At 65.1% G+C, this 18,739-nt stretch carries 16 protein-coding genes and 3 pseudogenes; 8 read left to right on the plus strand and 11 right to left on the minus strand.

The features are described 5' to 3' along the window. Positions 1–39 precede the first annotated feature (39 nt). The 3 genes and pseudogenes from ACSQ89_RS31730 to ACSQ89_RS31740 all read right to left on the minus strand — a co-directional run bounded on the left by ACSQ89_RS31730 (position 40) and on the right by ACSQ89_RS31740 (position 1,107). The gene (locus ACSQ89_RS31730) at positions 40–570 is read right to left on the minus strand and encodes a proton-conducting transporter transmembrane domain-containing protein (protein ID WP_436296815.1); all 531 of its coding nucleotides are present in this window, start codon (positions 568–570) and stop codon (positions 40–42) included. After that, positions 485–985 (minus strand): annotated as a pseudogene (locus tag ACSQ89_RS31735) (proton-conducting transporter transmembrane domain-containing protein). Before ACSQ89_RS31735 ends, ACSQ89_RS31730 begins: the two are co-directional and overlap by 86 nt. After that, a complete protein-coding gene (locus tag ACSQ89_RS31740; RefSeq protein WP_436296816.1) occupies positions 895–1,107 on the minus strand; it encodes a hypothetical protein in 213 nt (70 codons plus the stop codon). Before ACSQ89_RS31740 ends, ACSQ89_RS31735 begins: the two are co-directional and overlap by 91 nt. 230 nt (positions 1,108–1,337) lie before the next feature. On the opposite strand from ACSQ89_RS31740, the gene ACSQ89_RS31745 reads away from it, so the two are divergent. Then, positions 1,338–1,535 (plus strand): ribbon-helix-helix protein, CopG family, encoded by a 198-nt coding sequence (locus tag ACSQ89_RS31745; protein WP_093110231.1) that lies wholly within the window; start codon positions 1,338–1,340, stop codon positions 1,533–1,535. Positions 1,536–1,889: 354 nt separating this feature from the next. Next, positions 1,890–2,150 (plus strand): hypothetical protein, encoded by a 261-nt coding sequence (locus ACSQ89_RS31750; RefSeq protein WP_436294344.1) that lies wholly within the window; start codon positions 1,890–1,892, stop codon positions 2,148–2,150. Positions 2,151–2,395: 245 nt separating this feature from the next. On the opposite strand, the gene ACSQ89_RS31755 is transcribed toward ACSQ89_RS31750, so the two are convergent. Then, positions 2,396–2,818: an ACT domain-containing protein gene (locus ACSQ89_RS31755; protein WP_436294345.1), complete on the minus strand. Its 423-nt coding sequence runs from the start codon at positions 2,816–2,818 to the stop codon at positions 2,396–2,398. 136 nt (positions 2,819–2,954) lie between these two features. On the opposite strand from ACSQ89_RS31755, the gene acs reads away from it, so the two are divergent. Next, a complete protein-coding gene (gene acs / locus ACSQ89_RS31760) occupies positions 2,955–5,012 on the plus strand; it encodes an acetate--CoA ligase (RefSeq protein WP_436296817.1) in 2,058 nt (685 codons plus the stop codon). Between the two features lie 117 nt (positions 5,013–5,129). Next, positions 5,130–5,321, plus strand: a complete 192-nt coding sequence (locus ACSQ89_RS31765; protein ID WP_436294347.1) for a hypothetical protein — start codon at positions 5,130–5,132, stop codon at positions 5,319–5,321. A 91-nt stretch (positions 5,322–5,412) separates the two neighbouring features. On the opposite strand, the gene ACSQ89_RS31770 is transcribed toward ACSQ89_RS31765, so the two are convergent. Continuing rightward, positions 5,413–6,972 (minus strand): DUF2254 family protein, encoded by a 1,560-nt coding sequence (locus tag ACSQ89_RS31770; RefSeq protein ID WP_093110227.1) that lies wholly within the window; start codon positions 6,970–6,972, stop codon positions 5,413–5,415. Positions 6,973–7,121: 149 nt separating this feature from the next. Between ACSQ89_RS31770 and ACSQ89_RS31775 the strand changes: the two genes are divergently transcribed. Continuing rightward, positions 7,122–7,571: a universal stress protein gene (locus ACSQ89_RS31775; protein ID WP_436294349.1), complete on the plus strand. Its 450-nt coding sequence runs from the start codon at positions 7,122–7,124 to the stop codon at positions 7,569–7,571. Positions 7,572–8,083: 512 nt separating this feature from the next. Continuing rightward, positions 8,084–8,215: pseudogene (locus ACSQ89_RS31780) on the plus strand (hypothetical protein); the annotation flags it as partial. Between the two features lie 53 nt (positions 8,216–8,268). On the opposite strand, the gene ACSQ89_RS31785 reads toward ACSQ89_RS31780, so the two are convergent. The 6 genes and pseudogenes from ACSQ89_RS31785 to ACSQ89_RS31810 form a co-directional block, all read right to left on the minus strand. Next, positions 8,269–8,931 (minus strand): ABC transporter ATP-binding protein, encoded by a 663-nt coding sequence (locus ACSQ89_RS31785; RefSeq protein ID WP_436294350.1) that lies wholly within the window; start codon positions 8,929–8,931, stop codon positions 8,269–8,271. Between the two features lie 44 nt (positions 8,932–8,975). Further along, positions 8,976–10,220: an ABC transporter permease gene (locus ACSQ89_RS31790; RefSeq protein WP_093110224.1), complete on the minus strand. Its 1,245-nt coding sequence runs from the start codon at positions 10,218–10,220 to the stop codon at positions 8,976–8,978. Positions 10,221–10,224: 4 nt separating this feature from the next. Continuing rightward, entirely contained in the window at positions 10,225–11,271 is a 1,047-nt protein-coding gene (locus ACSQ89_RS31795) for an efflux RND transporter periplasmic adaptor subunit (protein ID WP_436294352.1), read from the minus strand. Positions 11,272–11,550: 279 nt separating this feature from the next. Then, positions 11,551–14,343 carry a cation-translocating P-type ATPase gene (locus ACSQ89_RS31800; protein WP_436296818.1) on the minus strand — a complete coding sequence of 931 codons (2,793 nt, stop codon included), beginning with the start codon at positions 14,341–14,343 and terminating at the stop codon, positions 11,551–11,553. A 154-nt stretch (positions 14,344–14,497) separates the two neighbouring features. Then, a pseudogene (locus tag ACSQ89_RS31805) lies at positions 14,498–14,753 on the minus strand (alcohol dehydrogenase catalytic domain-containing protein); the annotation flags it as partial. 920 nt (positions 14,754–15,673) lie between these two features. Continuing rightward, the gene (locus tag ACSQ89_RS31810) at positions 15,674–16,117 is read right to left on the minus strand and encodes a universal stress protein (protein WP_436296819.1); all 444 of its coding nucleotides are present in this window, start codon (positions 16,115–16,117) and stop codon (positions 15,674–15,676) included. A gap of 106 nt (positions 16,118–16,223) precedes the next feature. On the opposite strand from ACSQ89_RS31810, the gene ACSQ89_RS31815 reads away from it, so the two are divergent. Continuing rightward, a complete protein-coding gene (locus ACSQ89_RS31815; RefSeq protein WP_436294355.1) occupies positions 16,224–18,554 on the plus strand; it encodes a heavy metal translocating P-type ATPase in 2,331 nt (776 codons plus the stop codon). After that, a complete protein-coding gene (gene ccoS, locus ACSQ89_RS31820) occupies positions 18,554–18,691 on the plus strand; it encodes a cbb3-type cytochrome oxidase assembly protein CcoS (protein WP_093110219.1) in 138 nt (45 codons plus the stop codon). Before ACSQ89_RS31815 ends, ccoS begins: the two co-directional genes overlap by 1 nt. The last annotated feature ends 48 nt before the right edge of the window (positions 18,692–18,739 follow it).

Raw genomic sequence — 18,739 nt, forward strand, 5'->3', positions numbered from 1 at the left:
CAGCGACGCGATTTCTCGACGCTGGACTAGCCAACGCGCTCAAGGAGGCATAAGCTTCAAGGCAAATGTAATGCGTTGAAAGTGTAATTGCAATGGTAATGATATTAACATGTTTGGCGGATGCGGATGCGGATGCGGATGCGGATGCGGATGCGGATGCGGATGCGGATGCGGATGCGGATGCGGATGCGGATGCGGATGCCGGATCGCTGCAGGTGCGGCCACCGTGATGCGGCGATGGAGCCGACGCGCTATCCGTCGTCCGTTGGAGGGCAATCCACCTGCGGATCCGATCGCTACCAGCGAGGCGTTGCCCCAGCTCAGTCCGAGGCAGCCGACACCGAAGCCGATGCTGGCGATGTTCACGTTTTCGGTCGACGAGTAGCCCAGCAGGCGCTTCGGGTCGCGTTGCCCGACCGTGTACAGGGCGCCGACCACCGCCGATAGCACGGAGAAGCCGATCAGGAACCAGCCCATCCATTCGTCAGGCTTGCCGATCAGAAAAAGCGAAGCGCACCAGTGCGTAGAGGCTGGCCTTGTGGATGACACTCGACATCGGCGCCGACACATGGGCTGGCGCCGCTGCGTGGGCCCGTGGCAGCCAGGAAGGAAACGGAAAGAACGCGGATTTAAGGCCGAAGCTCGTGACCTGCAGCAGGAAGACGAGGTTGCGTTCCGAGCTCGCGTTGTCGCGCAGTCATCGTCCGAAGCTGCTGAGGTCCCACGAGTCCGAGTGCGTGTACAGGATCATGAACGCCGCACCCAGGAAGATCAGACCGATGTGCGTGGACACCAGGTAGTTGAACCCGGCGAAGCGGACTTTCTGGTTCGTGTAATCCCAGATGACGAGGAGCCATGCGGCCAGAGCGGCGGTCTCCCAGCCGAGCAGGAAGATCAGATCCTCAGATCCGCGGTGTAGACGAGCACGAACGACAGGGCCGTCAGGTTCAGCAGTGCGTGGTGCACCCCCAGATGCCGCTTCGATCCGAAGTGCGGCCGCAGGTAGCCGACCGCATAGACGCTGCCCAGCAAGGTCATCGGGAGTGACCAGGCCAGGAAGAAGGCGCCGAGCGCGTCCAACCGTACGGCGGCGCTGAGAGCCGTCATTGGTGTTCCAGAGCCTTGGGCGCCGCGAAGCCGTCTCGAACTCGTCCGGTTACGTGCTTCAGCGAACCGGACGGCCAAGCCGCGTGCGGTGCGCAGGAATCAACGAGACAATGCAATGAACAGCTCTGGCATCTCGGCCAAGCGGGCATCAGAAACGCCTTGGCCTAGCTTGCAATTCGATTGCGCTGGATGATACTGTTATTATCATGAAACTGACATAGGGATAGCTCATGGAACTCAAGACAGCGCGCCTGACGGTGCTGGTCGATCCCTCGAAGAAAAAGGCCTTTGAGGCACTTTGCGCCCGCCAGGATGTCACCCCTTCGCAGGTCGTTCGACGTCTGATTCGCGACTACTTGGCGCACCACGGCGTCACCTTCGTCCCAAGCGGAATGGAGCAAGACGAGGAAATGCCTGCGAAGCCCTGATAGCCGCTGACGCGTGCGAGAACATTTGAGAAAACTGTCGGACGGTACAGTGGTTGGTGTCGGCAGCCCGGAAATCTTTGCCCAGTTCGGATGCTGGGTGCATGCATTTTTCTCGGGGACGGTCTGCGAAGCGCGATCTGGTCCCAATGGCTCTGGTCGCTACGTGCTGTCGGCGACGGCGACTGCGAAACTTCGTGGGCCGCGCGCGGCGGCCCTCGGTCAGCACGAGAGTCGCCGAGCCACATGGCGATCCTCGGCCTTGTGCGCAACTCGACGATTGAAAGTGTCAAGCCCAGCGGCGGCCATGACAACGCGGCGCGCGGTATTTTGCGTAGCCGCCTCATCAGGCACTGAATGTCTTCTCCCAACGAAATTGAGAAACGAGCGGACGTGAGTGACCGCGTGCCGCCGCATGAACTCGACGACGATCAATTGGCCGAGTTGGCCCGGGAATGGCGCAGTCGGGCCGCACGCGGGGATGAGCTCGCCTTTGGCCTCGCGCATGCTTTCGAGGCCGAACTTCGTCGCCGCGTGCGGGACAGCCAGGTCTCGCCTCTCGCGGCGCCCGAGCAACCGAGTAGCCCCGAACCGCGGCCATGGTGGAAGTTCTGGTGAAGCATCAGCTTGATGCGTAGTCCGACAGTACCGAATCGCTATCCACCCGCTCTGTCCCGCCTCATTTCTGTAAAACACCCCGAGCCTGCCTTTTTCCGGCACGCGTTTCGCGTCGCAGGCTCGACTTACAGCTTGACCTCAACCGGCTCAATGCCGAACCAGGCGGGAGCAAGCGCGCGGCAGCTGTGCAACCGTGCCCGCACGCAACCACCGCATTTCGTGCGCCGGAACCCGTCGTCGCGATCTCAGACCTTCGACAGGATTTCCATCGCCTTGTTGGCGTCGCCCAGCGAGTCGACCGCGATATAGGCCACGAACTGTTTGCCGATCACGGAGGCCGAGAAGCCGCGAAGATTGATTTCCCCGGCGGCAAGCTTTTGCGTCAACTCCGCAGCGATGCCCGGGCGATCCGGGCCCATGATCCGAACCGAGTGAAGGCTTTGCGTCACGTTGAAGCCCACCTGTGCCGCCGCACGGATTTCACGGTCGTTCTGCAGCGGCGTGACGTAGACGACCCCCGTCGCGGGCTTGTCCGGCCTACGCCTCGCAACGATGAATTGCAGGTCTGCCCCCGCTTCGCGCAGCGCATCCAGCACCTCGGCAAGGCCGCCGGGCCGGTCCTGGATGTCCGCTGCCCATACATCCGTACGTTCGACGAGAAGATCCATGATTGATCCTCCTTTTCTGCTGGTGACGTGTCCAACCAGAGGCTAGGCCAAAATCTCCGGGTTGACAAGCATGGGCAGAGTGGTGTAGTTGTTTCTGCTTGGAAATTCGATCTGCCCGAAAAAAGGAGTGACCGTCATGACTGAGCACAGGTCGTCTCGCCATGCCGCGGAGCAGCAGACTGTTGATGTCTCCGAGGCACAGATCGCGGTGCATTGGCCGGAAGAGGACTATGTCGCGCCGTCCAGCCGGTTTGTCGCGCAGGCCAACTTGACCGACGCCGGCATCTTCCAGCGCTTTGCCCTCGACAAATTCCCCGAGTGCTTCAAGGAATTCGCGGACCTTCTCGACTGGAACCAGCACTGGCAGACGACGTTCGACGCCAGCAACCCGCCGTTCTGGCGCTGGTTCGTCGGCGGCAGGATCAACGCCTGCCACAACTGCGTCGATCGCCACCTCGTCAAACACAAGAACAAGACCGCGATCCATTTCGTGCCCGAGCCGGAGAACGAGCCGGTACAGCACCTGACCTATCAAGAGCTGTTCGTCCGCGTCAACGAGTTCGCGGCGCTGTTGCGCGACTTCTGCGGACTCAAGGCAGGCGACCGCGTGACCTTGCATATGCCGATGGTGGCGGAACTACCGATCACCATGCTCGCCTGCGCGCGGCTCGGCGTGATCCACTCGCAGGTGTTCAGCGGCTTCAGCGGCAAGGCTTGTGCCGACCGCATCTGGGATTCCGAGAGCCGCGTGCTGATCACGATGGACGCGTACTACCGCGCCGGCCATCTGCTCGATCACAAGGAAAAGGCTGACATCGCGGTGAAGGAGGCCGCCAGCCTCGGCCAGCAGGTCGACAAGATCCTGGTCTGGCAGCGCTACCCGGGCAAAACCTCGAGCGCCAAGCAGCTGGTCGAGGGGCGCGACGTCATCGTCAACGACCTGCTCGGTAAGTTTCGCGGCCAGCGTGTCGAGCCCGTGCCGATGCCGGCCGAGGCGCCGCTGTTCCTGATGTACACGAGCGGCACCACCGGGCGGCCGAAAGGTTGCCAACATTCGATCGGCGGCTACCTCGCCTACGTCACCTGGACATCCAAATACATCCAGGACATCCACCCCGAGGACGTGTATTGGTGCATGGCCGACATCGGCTGGATCACGGGCCATTCCTACATCGTCTACGGCCCGTTGGCGCTTGCCGCTTCAACGGTCGTGTATGAAGGCGTTCCGACCCATCCGGACGCCGGCCGGCCATGGCGCATCGCCGAACAACTCGATGTCAACATCTTCCATACCTCGCCCACGGCAATCCGCGCGCTGCGGCGCGACGGACCCGACGAGCCAGCGAAATACCGCCACCAATTCAAGCACATGACGACCGTTGGCGAGCCGATCGAGCCCGAGGTGTGGAAGTGGTACCACCGCATGGTCGGCAAGGGCGAAGCCGTCATCGTGGACACCTGGTGGCAGACCGAAACCGGCGGCTTCCTCTGCAGCACGGTGCCGGGCATCCACCAGATGAAACCCGGCAGCGCCGGGCCCGCGATTCCCGGCATTCATCCGGTGATCTACGACGATCAGGGCAAGGAGCTCGCCAGCGGTTCGGGCAAGGCCGGCAACATCTGCATCCGCAATCCCTGGCCGGGCGGCTTCCAGACGATCTGGAAGGATCCCGAGCGTTATGTGCGCCAGTACTACTCGCGCTACTGCAAGGACCCCAAGAGCAAGGACTGGCGCGACTGGCCCTACCTGGCGGGCGACGGCGCGGTGCAAGCGGCCGACGGGTACTACCGCATCCTCGGCCGCATCGACGACGTGATCAACGTCGCCGGCCACCGCCTGGGCACCAAGGAAATCGAATCGGCAGCGCTGCTCGTGCCAGAGGTCGTCGAGGCGGCCGTGGTTCCGGTGGCCGACCCGGTCAAGGGCAAGGTGCCCGACCTGTATGTGGCATTGAAGCTGGGGCTGGCACCCTCCACGGAGATCGCCGACCGGGTCACGGCATCGGTGGTGTCCGAGATCGGCGCCATTGCGCGCCCGCGCCGGGTGATCGTCGTTCCCGACATGCCCAAGACGCGCTCGGGAAAGATCATGCGCCGCGTGCTCGCAGCGATTTCGAACCGTCAGGATCCAGGCGACGTGTCCACCCTCGCCAATCCGGAGGTCGTCGACCGGATCAGGGAGCTGGCCAAATAGAACCGTACTCGGGCGACTGCGCTTCGGGGCCAAACTGCGCCTGCAATCTGAACGCGGTTCTGTCGGCCTGAAATTCGGTCGTTCGCCAACCTTGCCGCCATCATCGCCTACCTGAGGGTGCAGCCCGCCGTCAGGAATGAAGTACCCAAGTCGAAATTCAACATCCGTCTGCCGACCAGTTACGGCCCGGTCGTCAAGAGCGTGCAGGCACCGGCCACCAGCAAGAAGGTGAAATACGGGGAGTACCTCGCCAACGTCGGCCACCGCATGGAATGCCACACCCCGCGCGACGCCAAGCGCTTGCTGTAGCGCGCCAGCCTGGGAGCAGGCGGCGTTGCCGGTCATCGGCTCTTGGTCGCAATGGCGGGGAATCGCTTGTTCGATGACGCGGTCCCGGCAGTCAGCTTGTGTTGGCCTTCAGCCGCTCGAAGACTTCGGTCACCCGTGTCCGGCGCTGCGGTTCGACGAAGTCGAAGTTGAGGCCGCGGTCATTCAGTTCCCAGAACACTCGGTCCTGCACGGAAAGGATGCCGAGCTTCGCTTTCTCGATGACAGCCGGCGTCACGCCCCGCAACGAGGCCTCCACGAGTTCCAACTCCTGCGTCAACCCGCACTCGAGGAAATAGGCCGCGAGAATTGCACGCGACTTGACCAAGCCTACGCTCTGCGCGGCGCCGTCGAAGGCGAGCACGGCATCGAGCAGCTCTCGCGCTGGCGCAGCCTTGCGCTCGTAGGCGCGCTCGGTCAGTTCGCTCAACTCGTAACTGACCAGTTCATAGATGAAAGGCAGCCCCTGCATGCGCGCGTACTCGGCGTAAAAGCGCAGGTAGCGTACCAGTCGAGGAACCTGCTCGGGACGGTCGCTGAGCAAGCGACGGATCAGGGCCTTGTACGAGTAGACGACATTGAAGACGGAGGCATTCTCTTTCTTCTTGATCGCCTCGCGCGTGAAACAATTCAGCACGCGCACGAGCAGGTCGAAGACAGCATCGTTGCGCCGGCACGCCTCTTCGTGCGCGGCGTTCTTGACCGCCTGGGCCATGGCGCTCACGCCGTCCGGCATCTTCCCCAGCACGCTCTTGAAGGCCAGGACCAACTGAATGGCAATGCGGTGCTCCATCCAGATGCGGGCCTCGCTGAGAATGTCGGTGGCGTCGCCGGACAGGCCGACGAGCAGGTCGTTGCCGACCTGAAAGAACTTCTCGGGCAGCCGCGCCTTCACATCGCGTAAGCGAGCCAGTTCCAGCATGTGTGTCTGGATTGCGTCGAAGGTCACGTCGCGATCAGCTCGATCCGCCGCGCGCAGCAGCACGCTGCCGAGGTTGGCGATCTTCTGGTTGACGCGATGCTGGGACACAGCCACCGAATGCTTGCCGGCGGCAGCGTCGTCGAGTTCGTGCATCAGGCTGTTGCGCACCCGCTTGATGATCGTCAGCGGGTCAATGAAGCTGACGACATAGAAGTAGTACGGCAGCAGCAAGAGCCAGCCGAAGATCGCACCGGCAACCGCAAGCGCGAACGGCAGTTGTCCGGTCCATTGGTCGAACGAAAGGCTGAAGGCGAACAGGTTGTGGGAGGCGAGAATCGCGCAGGTGCAGAGCACAAACAGGTTGATGCGGTCGCGGATGAAGATTTCGATCAGCTTCGGGGTGTAGAGATTGGCTGTGATCGGGATGGCCAGGGAGATGAAGGTCAACAGCAGGGCGATCAGCGTGTTGTAGGCGCCGGCGAAAGACGAAGAGAGCGAACGCACCATCGCCGGCGTCGCTCGAAGTTGCGACAGCCGCACGGCCTCCCCGGTGGCTGGGTCAATCGCGTGCGACAAATCCCATGCGGCTTCCAGCCAGAAGAAGCTCAGCGTGATAAAAAACAGGGCGACCAGCAGCCTCAGGGCGAATTTGACATGGTCCATGGTGGAAGGGTCACAAGCGATAAGGGCTTTCGGCCAGCATCCCAGCATTCTGGAGCGACACGACCTACTTTGTCCGCTTCGCGTCCGCGTCGAACCCAATCCTCACACTCCACTGCGGAGGGGATTTGCCCGGCGCCAGCCGGCACGCAAGATCTGGGTCAATCGGGAGTAATCTTCGCTATTCTTGGAGAATCGCCATGTTCAAACGCATTCTTGTCGCTACCGATGGTTCCGCGCTGTCCGAACAGGCCGTCGCCAAGGCGATCGACCTGAGCGTGCTGACCGGGGCTGAGCTGTTTGCAGTCACTGTGGCTCACCTCGAACCGCACAGCTACTTTGACGGCTCGACCGTGTTGTTGAACGACCGGGAGATCGAAGAGTCGCGTCATCGTTCGGTCGCTGCCGCCCAGAAGTTGGTCGACGCAGTCAAAAGCGCCGCGCACGCCAAGGGGGTTCGCAGTGCGGAGGCCGTGGTCATGAAGTCGAACCTGGTGGCCGAGTCCATCGTCGACGTCGCCAAAACCCACGAGTGCGACTTGATCGTGATGGCTTCGCACGGGCGCCGGGGCCTCACGCGGCTGCTGATGGGTAGCGAGACGCTGCACGTCCTGACCCACTCGCACACGCCCGTTCTGGTACTGCGCTAGTCAGGGCTGCCTGCCACGCGGGCTTTGCGTGCCGGCCACGGACTGCTGCACACCCTATTCTTGCACCATCGTCGCTATCGGCCTGTTTCTTGGGAAACGTGCCGGCGTGCAAGCGCGACCCCCATGGCAGCCGCGATTCGCTCACTCACACCAGCGGCATGCCCCGTATGGCGGCCGCTCGAGCAATTGCGCCTTCCTGTCGGTGATCTGGTTGGGAGGCACGTCGTGCTGCTGGGCCAACGCGGCCAGCGTCGTGTCACCACGGACGGCCCCCAACGCCGCCAAGGCTCAAGAACGCTGGTGAGTGATCGCGGCGTGGTCTTTGGCTCTTGGTCTCTACGCCTCGTACACCCGCTTCGCAGGTGCGTTTATGGGGCAGAGTTTCCATTCATCGCGGTGTGGGGCCAGCGATCCAGACGGCGCGCTCAACCCTTCGATCGAGACCATGATCCGCAGCCACAACGAGGGCGAGGCCGATTGCTCATCTAGGAAGCGTCATCGTCCAAAACGCAATGCGGCGCGCCCTGGCAGACGGTGCACTGAAGCCGATCGAGACTCAGACCATCCTCCTCGACAGCGATGGCGTCCGGTTCGTCGTGCGCACGGTGTCGAGCCTCGCGCGCAGGGACAAGGCGCGCCATGGAAGCAAACTCAACATGTGCGCGCGAACCGTGGAACAGCGGCCAAGCGGCTGGCGTCAATCCGGCCGCCATGCCATGTCGATGCGGCCATCGACGATGCCGATGCGCCGGTCTGCCACAGAGGCAAAGTTGGCGTCGTGCGTGACGGCAACCACGGTCTTATCGAACTCGTGGGTCAGGTTGCGCAGGATGTCGCGCACGTTGGTGCTGGCGACCGAATCGAGGTTGCCGGTCGGCTCGTCGGCGAGGATCACGAGCGGGTCGTTCGCCAGCGCACGGGCGATCGCGACGCGCTGGCGCTGGCCACCCGACAACTGGCTCGGCCGCTTGTGGTGCTGGCCCGCTAGGCCGAATCGATCCAATAGCTCGGCGGCGCGCGCCCGGGCCGCTTCGTCGGACACGCGGCCCAGCTTTCGCATGGGCAGCGACACGTTGTCGAGCGCGCTGAACTCGGCTAGCAAGAAATGGAACTGGAACACATAGCCCAGCCGCAGCAGCCGAAAATCCGTGAGCCGATCGTCGTCGAAGCTGCTCGTATCTTCGCCGTCGATCCAGACGCGTCCACGCGTGGGCACGTCGATCAGCCCCAGCAGGTATAGCAGGGAGGACTTGCCCGAGCCCGAAGGCCCCATCACGCAGACAAACTCGCCGCGCTCGATCTGCAGGCTCACGTCGCTCACCAGCGTAACCGGCACCTCGCCTTGGAGCGTGCGGGTCACGTGTTCGACGCGAATCGCCGGGCCAGACGCCGATTCACCGCCACTCATGCCGCACCCCGCAGGATGTCCACCGGATTTACGCGTCCGGCACGCCGCGCCGGAAGATACGAGGCCGCCAGGCACGAAAGCATCGCAAACGCCGCCGCCAGCGCGTACTGTTCGGCGCCCCAGAACATCGGCAGGTGCACGACCTCGGTCACGCCGGGCGGACGGATCTCGATCTGCTCCAGCAGCCGCATCAGAGACAGGCCGAGCAGTTCGCCCAAGGCGCTGCCGATGAGTCCGACGATCAGCCCTTCGAGTAGGAAAATGCGGCGCAGGTCGCGCGCGTGGAAGCCCATCGACTTCATGATCGCGATGTCGCGCGTCTTTTCCATCACGATGGTCGAGATCGTGTTGTAGATGCCGAACGCGGCCACCACCAGGATCGCCGAGACCACGCTGTACATGATGATGTTGCGCACCAGAAGCAGGCTCAGCAGGTCTTCCGAGGCCTCGATCCACGACACCGACTTGTAGCCCGTGGCGGCCTCGATGGTCTGCGCCACGCTCTGCGCCGCATACGGGTCGGCGACTTGGATGACAAAGCGGTTGACGCGGTTCTCGCGCCCCAGCAGCGACTGCGCGCGCTTGAGCAGCACAAAGGCCTGGGCCTCGTCGTACGTGGCGTTGCCGGTGCGAAAGATGCCGACCACGCGCAAGGATCGGCTGGTGCCGTCGGCGGCCAGCACGATCAGCGTACTTCCCAGGCGCAGGCTGAACTTGTCGACCAGGCCGCGGCCGACGACAACCCCGTTGGGGTCGGCGGCAAGCGCTTCGAGCGAGCCCTCGAGCATCTTCTCTTCGATGGTCGTCACATGCTTCATCTTCTCTGGCACCACACCGGACAAGGTGACGCCCTGCTGGCGCCCAGCGAAGGTGAGCACGGCTGCGTCGGCGAGCACCGGCGCGGCGCGCACACCCGGCAAAGCCTCGATGACGGCCAGCCGCTGCGACCAGCCGCGTATGCCGCGCGTCTCACGCGGCGGCCGCACGTTGTGCACGCTGACTGCGCCATCGGGCCAGCGCATCGCCGCCGGCTGCGCGCGGCCGTGGCGCATCTCGTCGTAGACGGTGATGTGCGGGCTGTTGTCGACCAGGCGCTTGAGAAAGTCTGCCTCCGAGCCGCGCATCAGCCCCGACACGGCGAGGAAGAAGGCCACGCCGAGCACGACGCCGGTGAGCGAGACCAGCGTCTGCCGCTTGCGACTAGTCAGGTGAGCCAGCGCGACGTCGAGTGCGATCGCCATGGCGTCACCTTTGGGTCGATGGGGCCGAGGCAGCCGAGGCGGGCGCGCTGCGCGCGCGCTGCCCGTCGCGCAACGCGTCGGGCGGCGACAGCACCACTTCTTCGCCATCCGCGAGTCCGGTGACGATCTCGGTGCGCTCGCCGCCGACCACGCCCTTGTTCACCGTGCGCCGCTTCACTCGACCCTGCGCCATCACCCACACGGCGTCGCCCTTCAGCGCGCGGTTCGGTATCAGTAGCGCCCCTTCGCGGCGCGACACGATCAGGTTGGCGTCCATCGTCATGCCGCTGCGCAGCGGACCGGCATCGACGGCAGGCGCGTCGGCGAGGCGGACGCGCACTCGGTAGCTGCGCGACACCGGATCGCCCTTGGGCGTGATCTCGGCCACCTCGCCGTCGAACAGGCGCTTGGGCAAGGCATCGCTGCGCATCGTGACCTTCTGGCCGACCGCGACACGGGCGATGTCCTCTTCGTCGACCTCAGCCGTCACGCGCAGCGGCGCGCAGCAGGCCAGCGTGAACACCGCCTGGCCGGCAGGCACGAACTGGCCGGCTTCGCCATCGCGGCGCAGCACCATGCCGTCGGCCGGGGCCACGAGTTGGTTGTAGTCGCGTTGGGCTTGGGCCCGCTTCGCAGCAGCCTGCGCGACCTGCAGCTCGCTGCGCGTGCGGTCGAGCTCGGCCGGCGCGACGAAGCGCTTCTCCACCAGGTTGCGGGTGCGCTCGAACTGGGCGCGCGCCAGCTGTTCGCGCGCGCGCATCTCCAGCACGGTCTGATCGAGGTCGATCGACTCGATGCGCGCGAGCACCTGGCCGCGCTTTACCGGCGCGCCTTCCTCGGCCTCGATCGCCACCAGCCGTCCGCCGGCGCGCGGCGCCACCGGCACCATCACCGTGGGTTCGACCGTGCCCGTGGCGTACACCGCCTCGATCGCCGGACCGCGCGTAGGCAGCGCGGTTTCCACGCGCGCGGGCCACTGCCACCAGACGATGGTGACCGCCCCTGTCGCCAACGCGGCGAGGGCGATGGCGATTGCCGTCTTCCGTTGCAAGCGCATTCCGGTTCGCATGAGTGCAAGGGGGTTCACTATCGCACGCCGGTGAATTCATGGGCTAGGGGTCTTTGGTATTTGCGATGTCCGGTCTGGCCCGACTGCCGAAGTTAGCGGCAGTCGCATCGACCGGTTGAATCCGCACTGCAAACCCGGCCGGACGCGTCATGCGGCCGCAGCCTCATGTCGAAGAGAAATGTTTCGGCAGAGTACAGATTGATCGCCACTTCCGCGACCCTGTCCGAAGCCGTCTTGTACGAGCGAGTGGCGATCCGGTTCTCATCGGTCCTGTGCGCGTTTTACCAGCTTGCGAAGCTCGCTGAACCACAGCACCACGCTGGCCATCGCAGCGCACACCAGCCATTGATCGACAGCCAGCGGCACCGTGCCAAAGGCGAGGTTGAGGAAGTCGAGATGGACAACCGCCACCTGCAGCAGAACCGAAAGCGCAATCGCCCCCCAGAGCCAAGGATTGACGAACAGATGCGAGAAGGCACTCGTGGTTTCGGAGCGCGCATTGAAGCAGTTGAACAACTGGGCGAAGACGAGCACCGTGAAGCCCGCAGTGCGCGCAGTGGCGAGGTCGTGCGTGCCCTCGATCAGCCCGCCGGGCAGGTAGATGTCGATTGTCAGCAGCGTCATCGCGGCCATCACGGCGCCGATCTGGATCACCCCTGCCCACATTCGCGCGTCGATCACCCGTTCGGTGAGCCGCCTCGGCCTTCGGGCCATGACATCGTCGGTGGGCGGGTCGACACCCATCGCTAGTGCGGGCCCCGAGTCGGTGATCAGATTGATCCAGAGAATCTGCGTCGCCAGCAGCGGCAGCACCAGCGCCTCGCCGGAACCCGTGAGCCCGATCACGCCGGCTCCCACGACACCCAGGAAGACGGTCAGTACTTCGCCCATGTTCGAGGACAGCAGGTAGCGCAGGAATTTGCGGATGTCGTCGAAGATGGCGCGCCCTTCGCGCACGGCCGCGACGATCGTGGCGAAGTTGTCGTCGACGAGGATCATCTTGGCGGCCTCCTTCGTGACCTCGGTCCCGGTCACACCCATTGCAATACCGATGTCTGCCGATCTCAATGCCGGAGCGTCGTTGACGCCGTCGCCGGTCATCGCGACGACGTTGCCATCGGCCTGCAGCGCATCGACGATGCGCAGCTTGTGCGCGGGCGCCACCCGGGCGTAGACCGAGGTCTTGCGCACTGCCTCGGCGAAGGCCGCATCGTCCAGCCCATCGATCTCGATGCCGGTCAGCGCGGTCACGCCGGATTCCACAATCCCGAGATCCGTGGCGATGCGCACAGCCGTGCGGGGATGGTCACCGGTGATCATGATCACGCGGATTCCTGCGCGCCGGGCCTCGCGAATGGCCACGGCCGCTTCCTCGCGCGGCGGGTCGATGATGCCCACGGTGCCGACGAACACGAGATCGCGTTCGAGCGCTTCCGTGATCAGCGGATCTTCCTCGGGCCCGAGCGGGCGGTAGGCCACGGCCAGCGTCCGCAGCGCCGCGTCGGACAGCGTTTCGACGTCGGCGAGGATCCGCGCCCGAAGCGAGCCGTCGAGAACGACCGCGTCCATTCCCACCCGCGCCCGGGTGCACCGATCGAGCAGGACGTCCGGGGCTCCCTTGGTGATCAGCACGACTTCGTCGCCGTGCTCGTGGTCGCGCTCGATCGTCGACATCATCTTGCGCTCGGACGTGAACGGGATTTCCCCGATGCGCTCGAAACGCCGCTCGCGCCGCCCGGTGACGCCCAGCTTGCGCTCGGCTACCAGAAAGGCCGCCTCCGTGGGATCGCCCTGGATCTCCCATTGGCCATCCGGTCCTTGGCGCAGGTCGGCATTGCCGGCCAGGCTGCCGCCGCTGAGCACCACGATGTGCTCCTCGCGCAGCGCCCCGGGCTCAAGTTCGACGCCTTTGTGCTCGACCCGTCCCTGCGGCGCGTACCCCACCCCGGTGACGCGGGAACTGCCCGAGGCGGTGATCACCCTCTCAATGGTCATCTCCGCCCGGGTCAACGTTCCTGTCTTGTCCGAGCAGATGACCGACGCCGACCCGAGCGTCTCCACGGACGACAGGTTCTTGACAATCGCGTTGTGCTTTGCCATCCGCTGCACTCCCAGGGCGAGCACCACCGACAGGATCGCCGGCAGCCCTTCGGGCACGGCCGCCACCGCCAGCGAGACGCCGAGCAACAGGACGGTGATGACATCTGCGGCGCTGCGGATGTCGGAGATCAGCAGGATGGTCCCCACCACCACGACGGCGATGATGACGACCGCGATGCCCAGCATGCGCCCGATGCGCCCGACCTCCTTCTCGAGCGGCGTCGGCTCCTGGGCGGTGGCCTCGAGCATTTCGGCAATCACGCCCATCTCGGTGTCCATCCCGGTCGCCGTGACGACGGCGCGGCCGGTTCCCTGCGCGACGGCCGTTCCCTTGAAGACCATGTCGAGGCGGTCGCCGAGTGCAGCGCAATCCTGAAGCGTGGCGGCGTCCTTGAGCACCGCTTCGCTCTCGCCGGTGAGAGAGGCTTCCTGCACGCGCAGCGATGTGGCCTGAATCAGGCGCGCGTCCGCCCCAACGGCGTCACCCTCGCCGAGGACAAGCAGGTCCCCGCACACCAGTTCGGCGCTGGGAACGCGCAGCGACTGCCCGTCGCGCACGACGGCCGAAGTCGCGGCGGTCATCCGGGCCAGCGCGGCCACGGCGTTCGCCGCCTTGGCCTGCTGCAGATAGCCCAACACGGCGTTGAGCAGGACGATCGTCGCGATGACGATCGCATCCACGGGCCAGCCTTCCCGGCCTTCGATCGCCCAGGCAATGAGCGCGATGGCGATGGCGACCAGCAGCAGGTAGATCAGCGGATCCTGGAACTGCGACAGGATGCGGCGCCAGGTCGGCGTCTGCGGGCTGGCGCGAAGTTCGTTCGGACCGCTTTCCGAAAGTCGGCGTGACGCCTCCTGCGAAGTGAGCCCTTTGTCGACGTCCGCCCCGAGCGCACGCGCGACTTCGTCGATGTCCTTCGTGGCCGGCTCGTCGAGGCGGGCTGCCTTTGCCATGGCGTCAGGCCGCCTGGGTCATGTATCCCATCCATGACCAGTACGTCAGCGCGAAGATCCCCAGCAGAACGGTCGCCGCCAGCATGTTCTGCGGCGCATTCACCGGCAGGATGAAGCCGAAGCTCACCACGAACTGCAGCAGCATGGTCATGCCGGAGATCTGGACCCTGTCTCCAGGCTTGAACGCGGAAACACCCGGACCCACGGCGTCGCCGATGCCCACGCCTTCATGGCGCGGTACGGTTGCGGGTTGGCAGCTCGGCGCGTCACCCTTGAGGATGTGCAGGTCGGTGCCGCAGATGGTCATCTTCGTGATTCCTGATGATCGCGTCGGTGGGCCTGCTGATGATCGGCTTGGAGCGGACTTCCAGCGTCTGGCGACCTGGGCCGTTGTACACGAGGGCTTGAATGAGGATCTCCTTTGCAATCGACCTGATGGCTGGTACGGGTGAGAGCGGACCAGAACCCACGTAGCCTAGGTTTCGAGCTTGCGCTGTGGCTTGCGCTGAATCAACGCAGCGTTTTCGGCCGGCGTGGCAAAGCTTGATCGAGCGCAAGTGCCATGTCCCGGCTGCTCGCTAGTCTCGGCCATTGTCCACGGAGAAGTCATGACACGAGCATCATTGAAATTCAGATTGGCTGCGGCTTCACTGCTGCAAGCGCTTCGAGACGGTGAGCGCGAGGTCTCGTCGTTTGACGCCGGCGGACGATCGCGCGATGACGACGCCATCACGGCTCAAACGAAAGAAAGATCAACTCGGCGCAAGCGGCCCGGCTCAAGCGCCGGCAAGACCCCCGGGCGACTGCGAGCCCCTTGAGGGGGAACTCTCATTCAATGGCGCCGTGGGCGCTCGTTGTCTCACGCGCGGCGCCATGGAGGCCGCGTTCTGGAAACTTTCATGGTCCTTCCATCGACGAGCTCAAGCGCTGGGCATCCCAACACTTTGGATTCATCGAGAACCTGCTGGATGGTGCGCCAGGTCAATGAGCTTGAATAAGCGGATCAGATGTCAGCCTCGGATCGATCCGACGCCCCTTCCATGGGCTTGCCTCTCGCGGATCCGGCTGCGAGAGATAGATCGGGCTTCTGACGGTGCTTGAAGAGGCCAACAACACCCATTCGTCGGCAGCCAGATGGCTCGTGTGGATCGCCCCTCAACGGGCATTGACCGGCAGACAGATGATGCAAGCGCTCATCGCGGCCGCCGGCTGCGGCTCTTCAGCAAGACCTGCGGCCACCAACAGGGCTGTCGCTCCAAGGGTTGCAAGAACGAAGGCCAGCGCCTTCAGCGTTCGGGTGTGCCTCGAGATCATGGGGTCCACTCCTCATTCAACGAAGCACCAATACCGGCAACGCCGAATGGGTCAGCACATGCTGTGTCTCGCTCCCGAGCAACAGCCGCTTGATGCCCTTGCGGCCGTGCGATGCCATGACGATCAAGTCGCTCTTGTGCTTCTTTGCGGCGGCGATCACTGCGTCCCCCATGAGGTCCGAGTTGATGGTTGCCGTCTTGCTCCTGACACCCGCTGCCTCTGCCAGCGTAGTGGCTTCGTCCAACGTGCCCTGCGCGGTCTCGGCCCACTGCCGCTCAATGCGCGCGACCTCGTCGTGCGAGAAGACCATCGCGCCGTCGAAATAGGCCTTCGGATAGCGAGGCACTACCGTGACTGCCACGAGGTCGGCATTGTTCTGAGCCGCAAGGGCGACGGCGCTTTTCACGGCCTTCTTCGAGAGCGCGGAGCCGTCAGTGGCGACGAGGATGCGTTTGAACATGATCTTTCCCCTATGAGGATGAACGTCGCAAGCGTACGGAACGCAGTGTGTTTGGGGTTTGATGCAGATCAAGGCCGCCCTGCATGCGTGCCAATAGCCTTGCACAATGCAAGCCGCAGCTGCGTCCAGCCCGCCCGCCCGCCACGACCCCATGTCCGCCGATCTCGCGGCACAGGCGGACCGCTCGCTGCTGGACGATCCGGCCGAGTGGCCGGCATTCGGGCGTTCGCTCGACGACCAGCCTGCGGCGGGCCGCTGGGAATCGCAGGTTGTGGTCGAGGGCATGCATTGCGCAGCCTGCGCCTTCACGGTCGAGGCGGCGCTGGCACAGGTGCCGGGCGTCGAGAAGGCGGAAGTCAATGCCGCAACCCGGCGCGCCCGTATTGTGTGGTCGGCCGCGGCCGTGAAGCCTTCGCGCTGGTTCGCGGCCTGCTCGGCCGCCGGCTACCGGCTCGTGCCGGCCGGCGACATGTTCGTGCGTGCACGGCGTGCGCGCGAGGCGCGGCTCGCGCTCTGGCGCTGGCTGGTCGCGGGCTTCTGCATGATGCAGGTGATGATGTATGCCTACCCAGCGTACATCGCCGAGCCCGGAGACATGACGCCCGATGCCGCGCAGCTGCTGCGCTGGGCCTCCTGGGTGCTCACCCTGCCAGTGATCCTGTTCTCGTGCGGCCCGTTCTTTCGCAGCGCGCTTCTTGATCTGCGCCGAAAGCGCATCGGCATGGATCTGCCTGTTGCGCTCGGCATCGCAATCACCTTCGTTGTCAGCACGGCGGCCACCTTCGATGCCTCTGGCCCGCTGGGCGGCGAGGTGTACTTCGACTCCCTCACGATGTTCGTGTTCTTCCTGCTCACCGGCCGCTGGCTCGAGACGCGCCTGCGCGACCGCACGGCGGGCGCGCTCGAAGCCTTGATGAACCGGCTGCCCGACAGCGTCGAGCGGCTCGGTGCCGACGGCATGTTCACTCGCGTGGCCGTGCGCCGGCTTGCGCTTGGAGACATCGTGCGCGTGCTGCCGGGCGAGGCCTTTCCGGCGGACGGCATCCTGACGGCCGGCGACACCACGGCGGATGAGGCCTTGTTGACAGGCGAATCGCGCCCGGTGCCGCGCCCCTGCGGCGCTCGCGTGTTGGCCGGCAGTCACAACCTGTCGTCGGCGGTGCAGATGCAGGTCGAATCGCTGGGCCAGAACACGCGCTTCGCGCAGATCATGGCGCTGATGGAGAGCGCGTCGCTGCAGAAGCCGCGGCTCGCTCGGCTCGCGGATCGCGCGGCGCGGCCCTTCCTGGTGGCGGTTCTGACTGCCGCCGTCCTTGCCGCAGCGTTCTGGTGGCCGGTCGATTCGGGCAGGGCGTTGATGGTCGCGGTGGCGGTGCTGATCGTGACCTGCCCCTGCGCATTGTCGCTCGCCACGCCGGCGGCGATGCTCGCGAGTGCGGGCTTCCTGGCCCGTCGTGGCGTTGTGGTGCGCAATCTGCAGGCGCTCGAGGCGCTCGCCTCGGTCGACACCGCGGTCTTCGACAAGACCGGCACGCTCACGCGCGATGTGCCCCGACTCGAGCGCGCCTATTGCCGGCAAGGCCTGCGCCCGGGCGACGCGGTGGAACTCGCCGCGGCGATCGCCGCGCAGTCGCTGCATCCCGCAGGCCGTGCCCTTGTCACGGCGTGGAGTGCCCAGTTCCGCACCGCGCCGGCGTGGGAGATCCTTCAACTGACGGAGTACGGTGGGCTCGGAGTCGAAGCACGTGTTCGCCGAAAAGCGGCGATGGACGACACCGCGCGTTGCGTGCGCCTCGGCTCGGCAGCCTTTTGCGGGGTACCCCCGCTGGAGGTCGAGGCGGTGCAGGTGCATCTGAGCGATGCGCAGGGCTGGCTGGCGAGCTTCGTGCTGGCCGAGGATCTTCGCCCCGATGCGGGCGTCGCGGTGGCTGCGCTGCAAGGGCAGGGCGTGTCGGTGCAGCTTCTCTCCGGCGACCGCGACGCAGCCGCGCGCGAGGTCGCCGCCCGCGCCGGCATCGAGCAAGCCAGTGGCGACTGTGCGCCCGAGGAGAAGCTGCGCGTCCTGCAGGCGCTCCAGGCGAGCGGTCGGCGCGTCGCAATGGTCGGCGATGGCCTCAATGACGGCCCCATCCTGGCGCACGCGCATGTCTCTTTCGCCTTTGGCAACGCCATTCCGCTGGCCCAGGCGCGAGCCGACTTCGTCGTGCTGGGCGGTTCGCTTGCCGTCATTGCGCAAGCGGTCGCGCAGGCACGCCGCACGCTGCGGGTGGTGCGGCAGAACCTCTGGTGGGCCGCCGGCTACAACGCGCTGTGCGTGCCGCTGGCCGTCGCAGGCTGGCTGCCGGCCTGGCTCGCCGGGCTCGGGATGGCGGCGAGTTCGCTGCTCGTGGTGCTCAATGCGGCGCGCCTGGCCAGGCCCGTTGAGGAAGGGCGCTGATGGACATCCTGTTTCTCCTGATCCCCTTCTCGGTCGTGCTCGTGCTGGTGATCCTGGGCGGGCTCTGGTGGGCCGTCGAGCGTGGCCAATTCGACGACGTCGAAGGCGAGGGCGAGCGCATTCTGCGCAACGATTGATCTGCATCAAACCGTCTCGCATGCCGCGCCGGGACACTGACCGCAATC

This window comes from Variovorax sp. LjRoot175 (assembly GCF_964253805.1).
In the GTDB taxonomy this organism is placed as follows: domain Bacteria; phylum Pseudomonadota; class Gammaproteobacteria; order Burkholderiales; family Burkholderiaceae_C; genus Variovorax.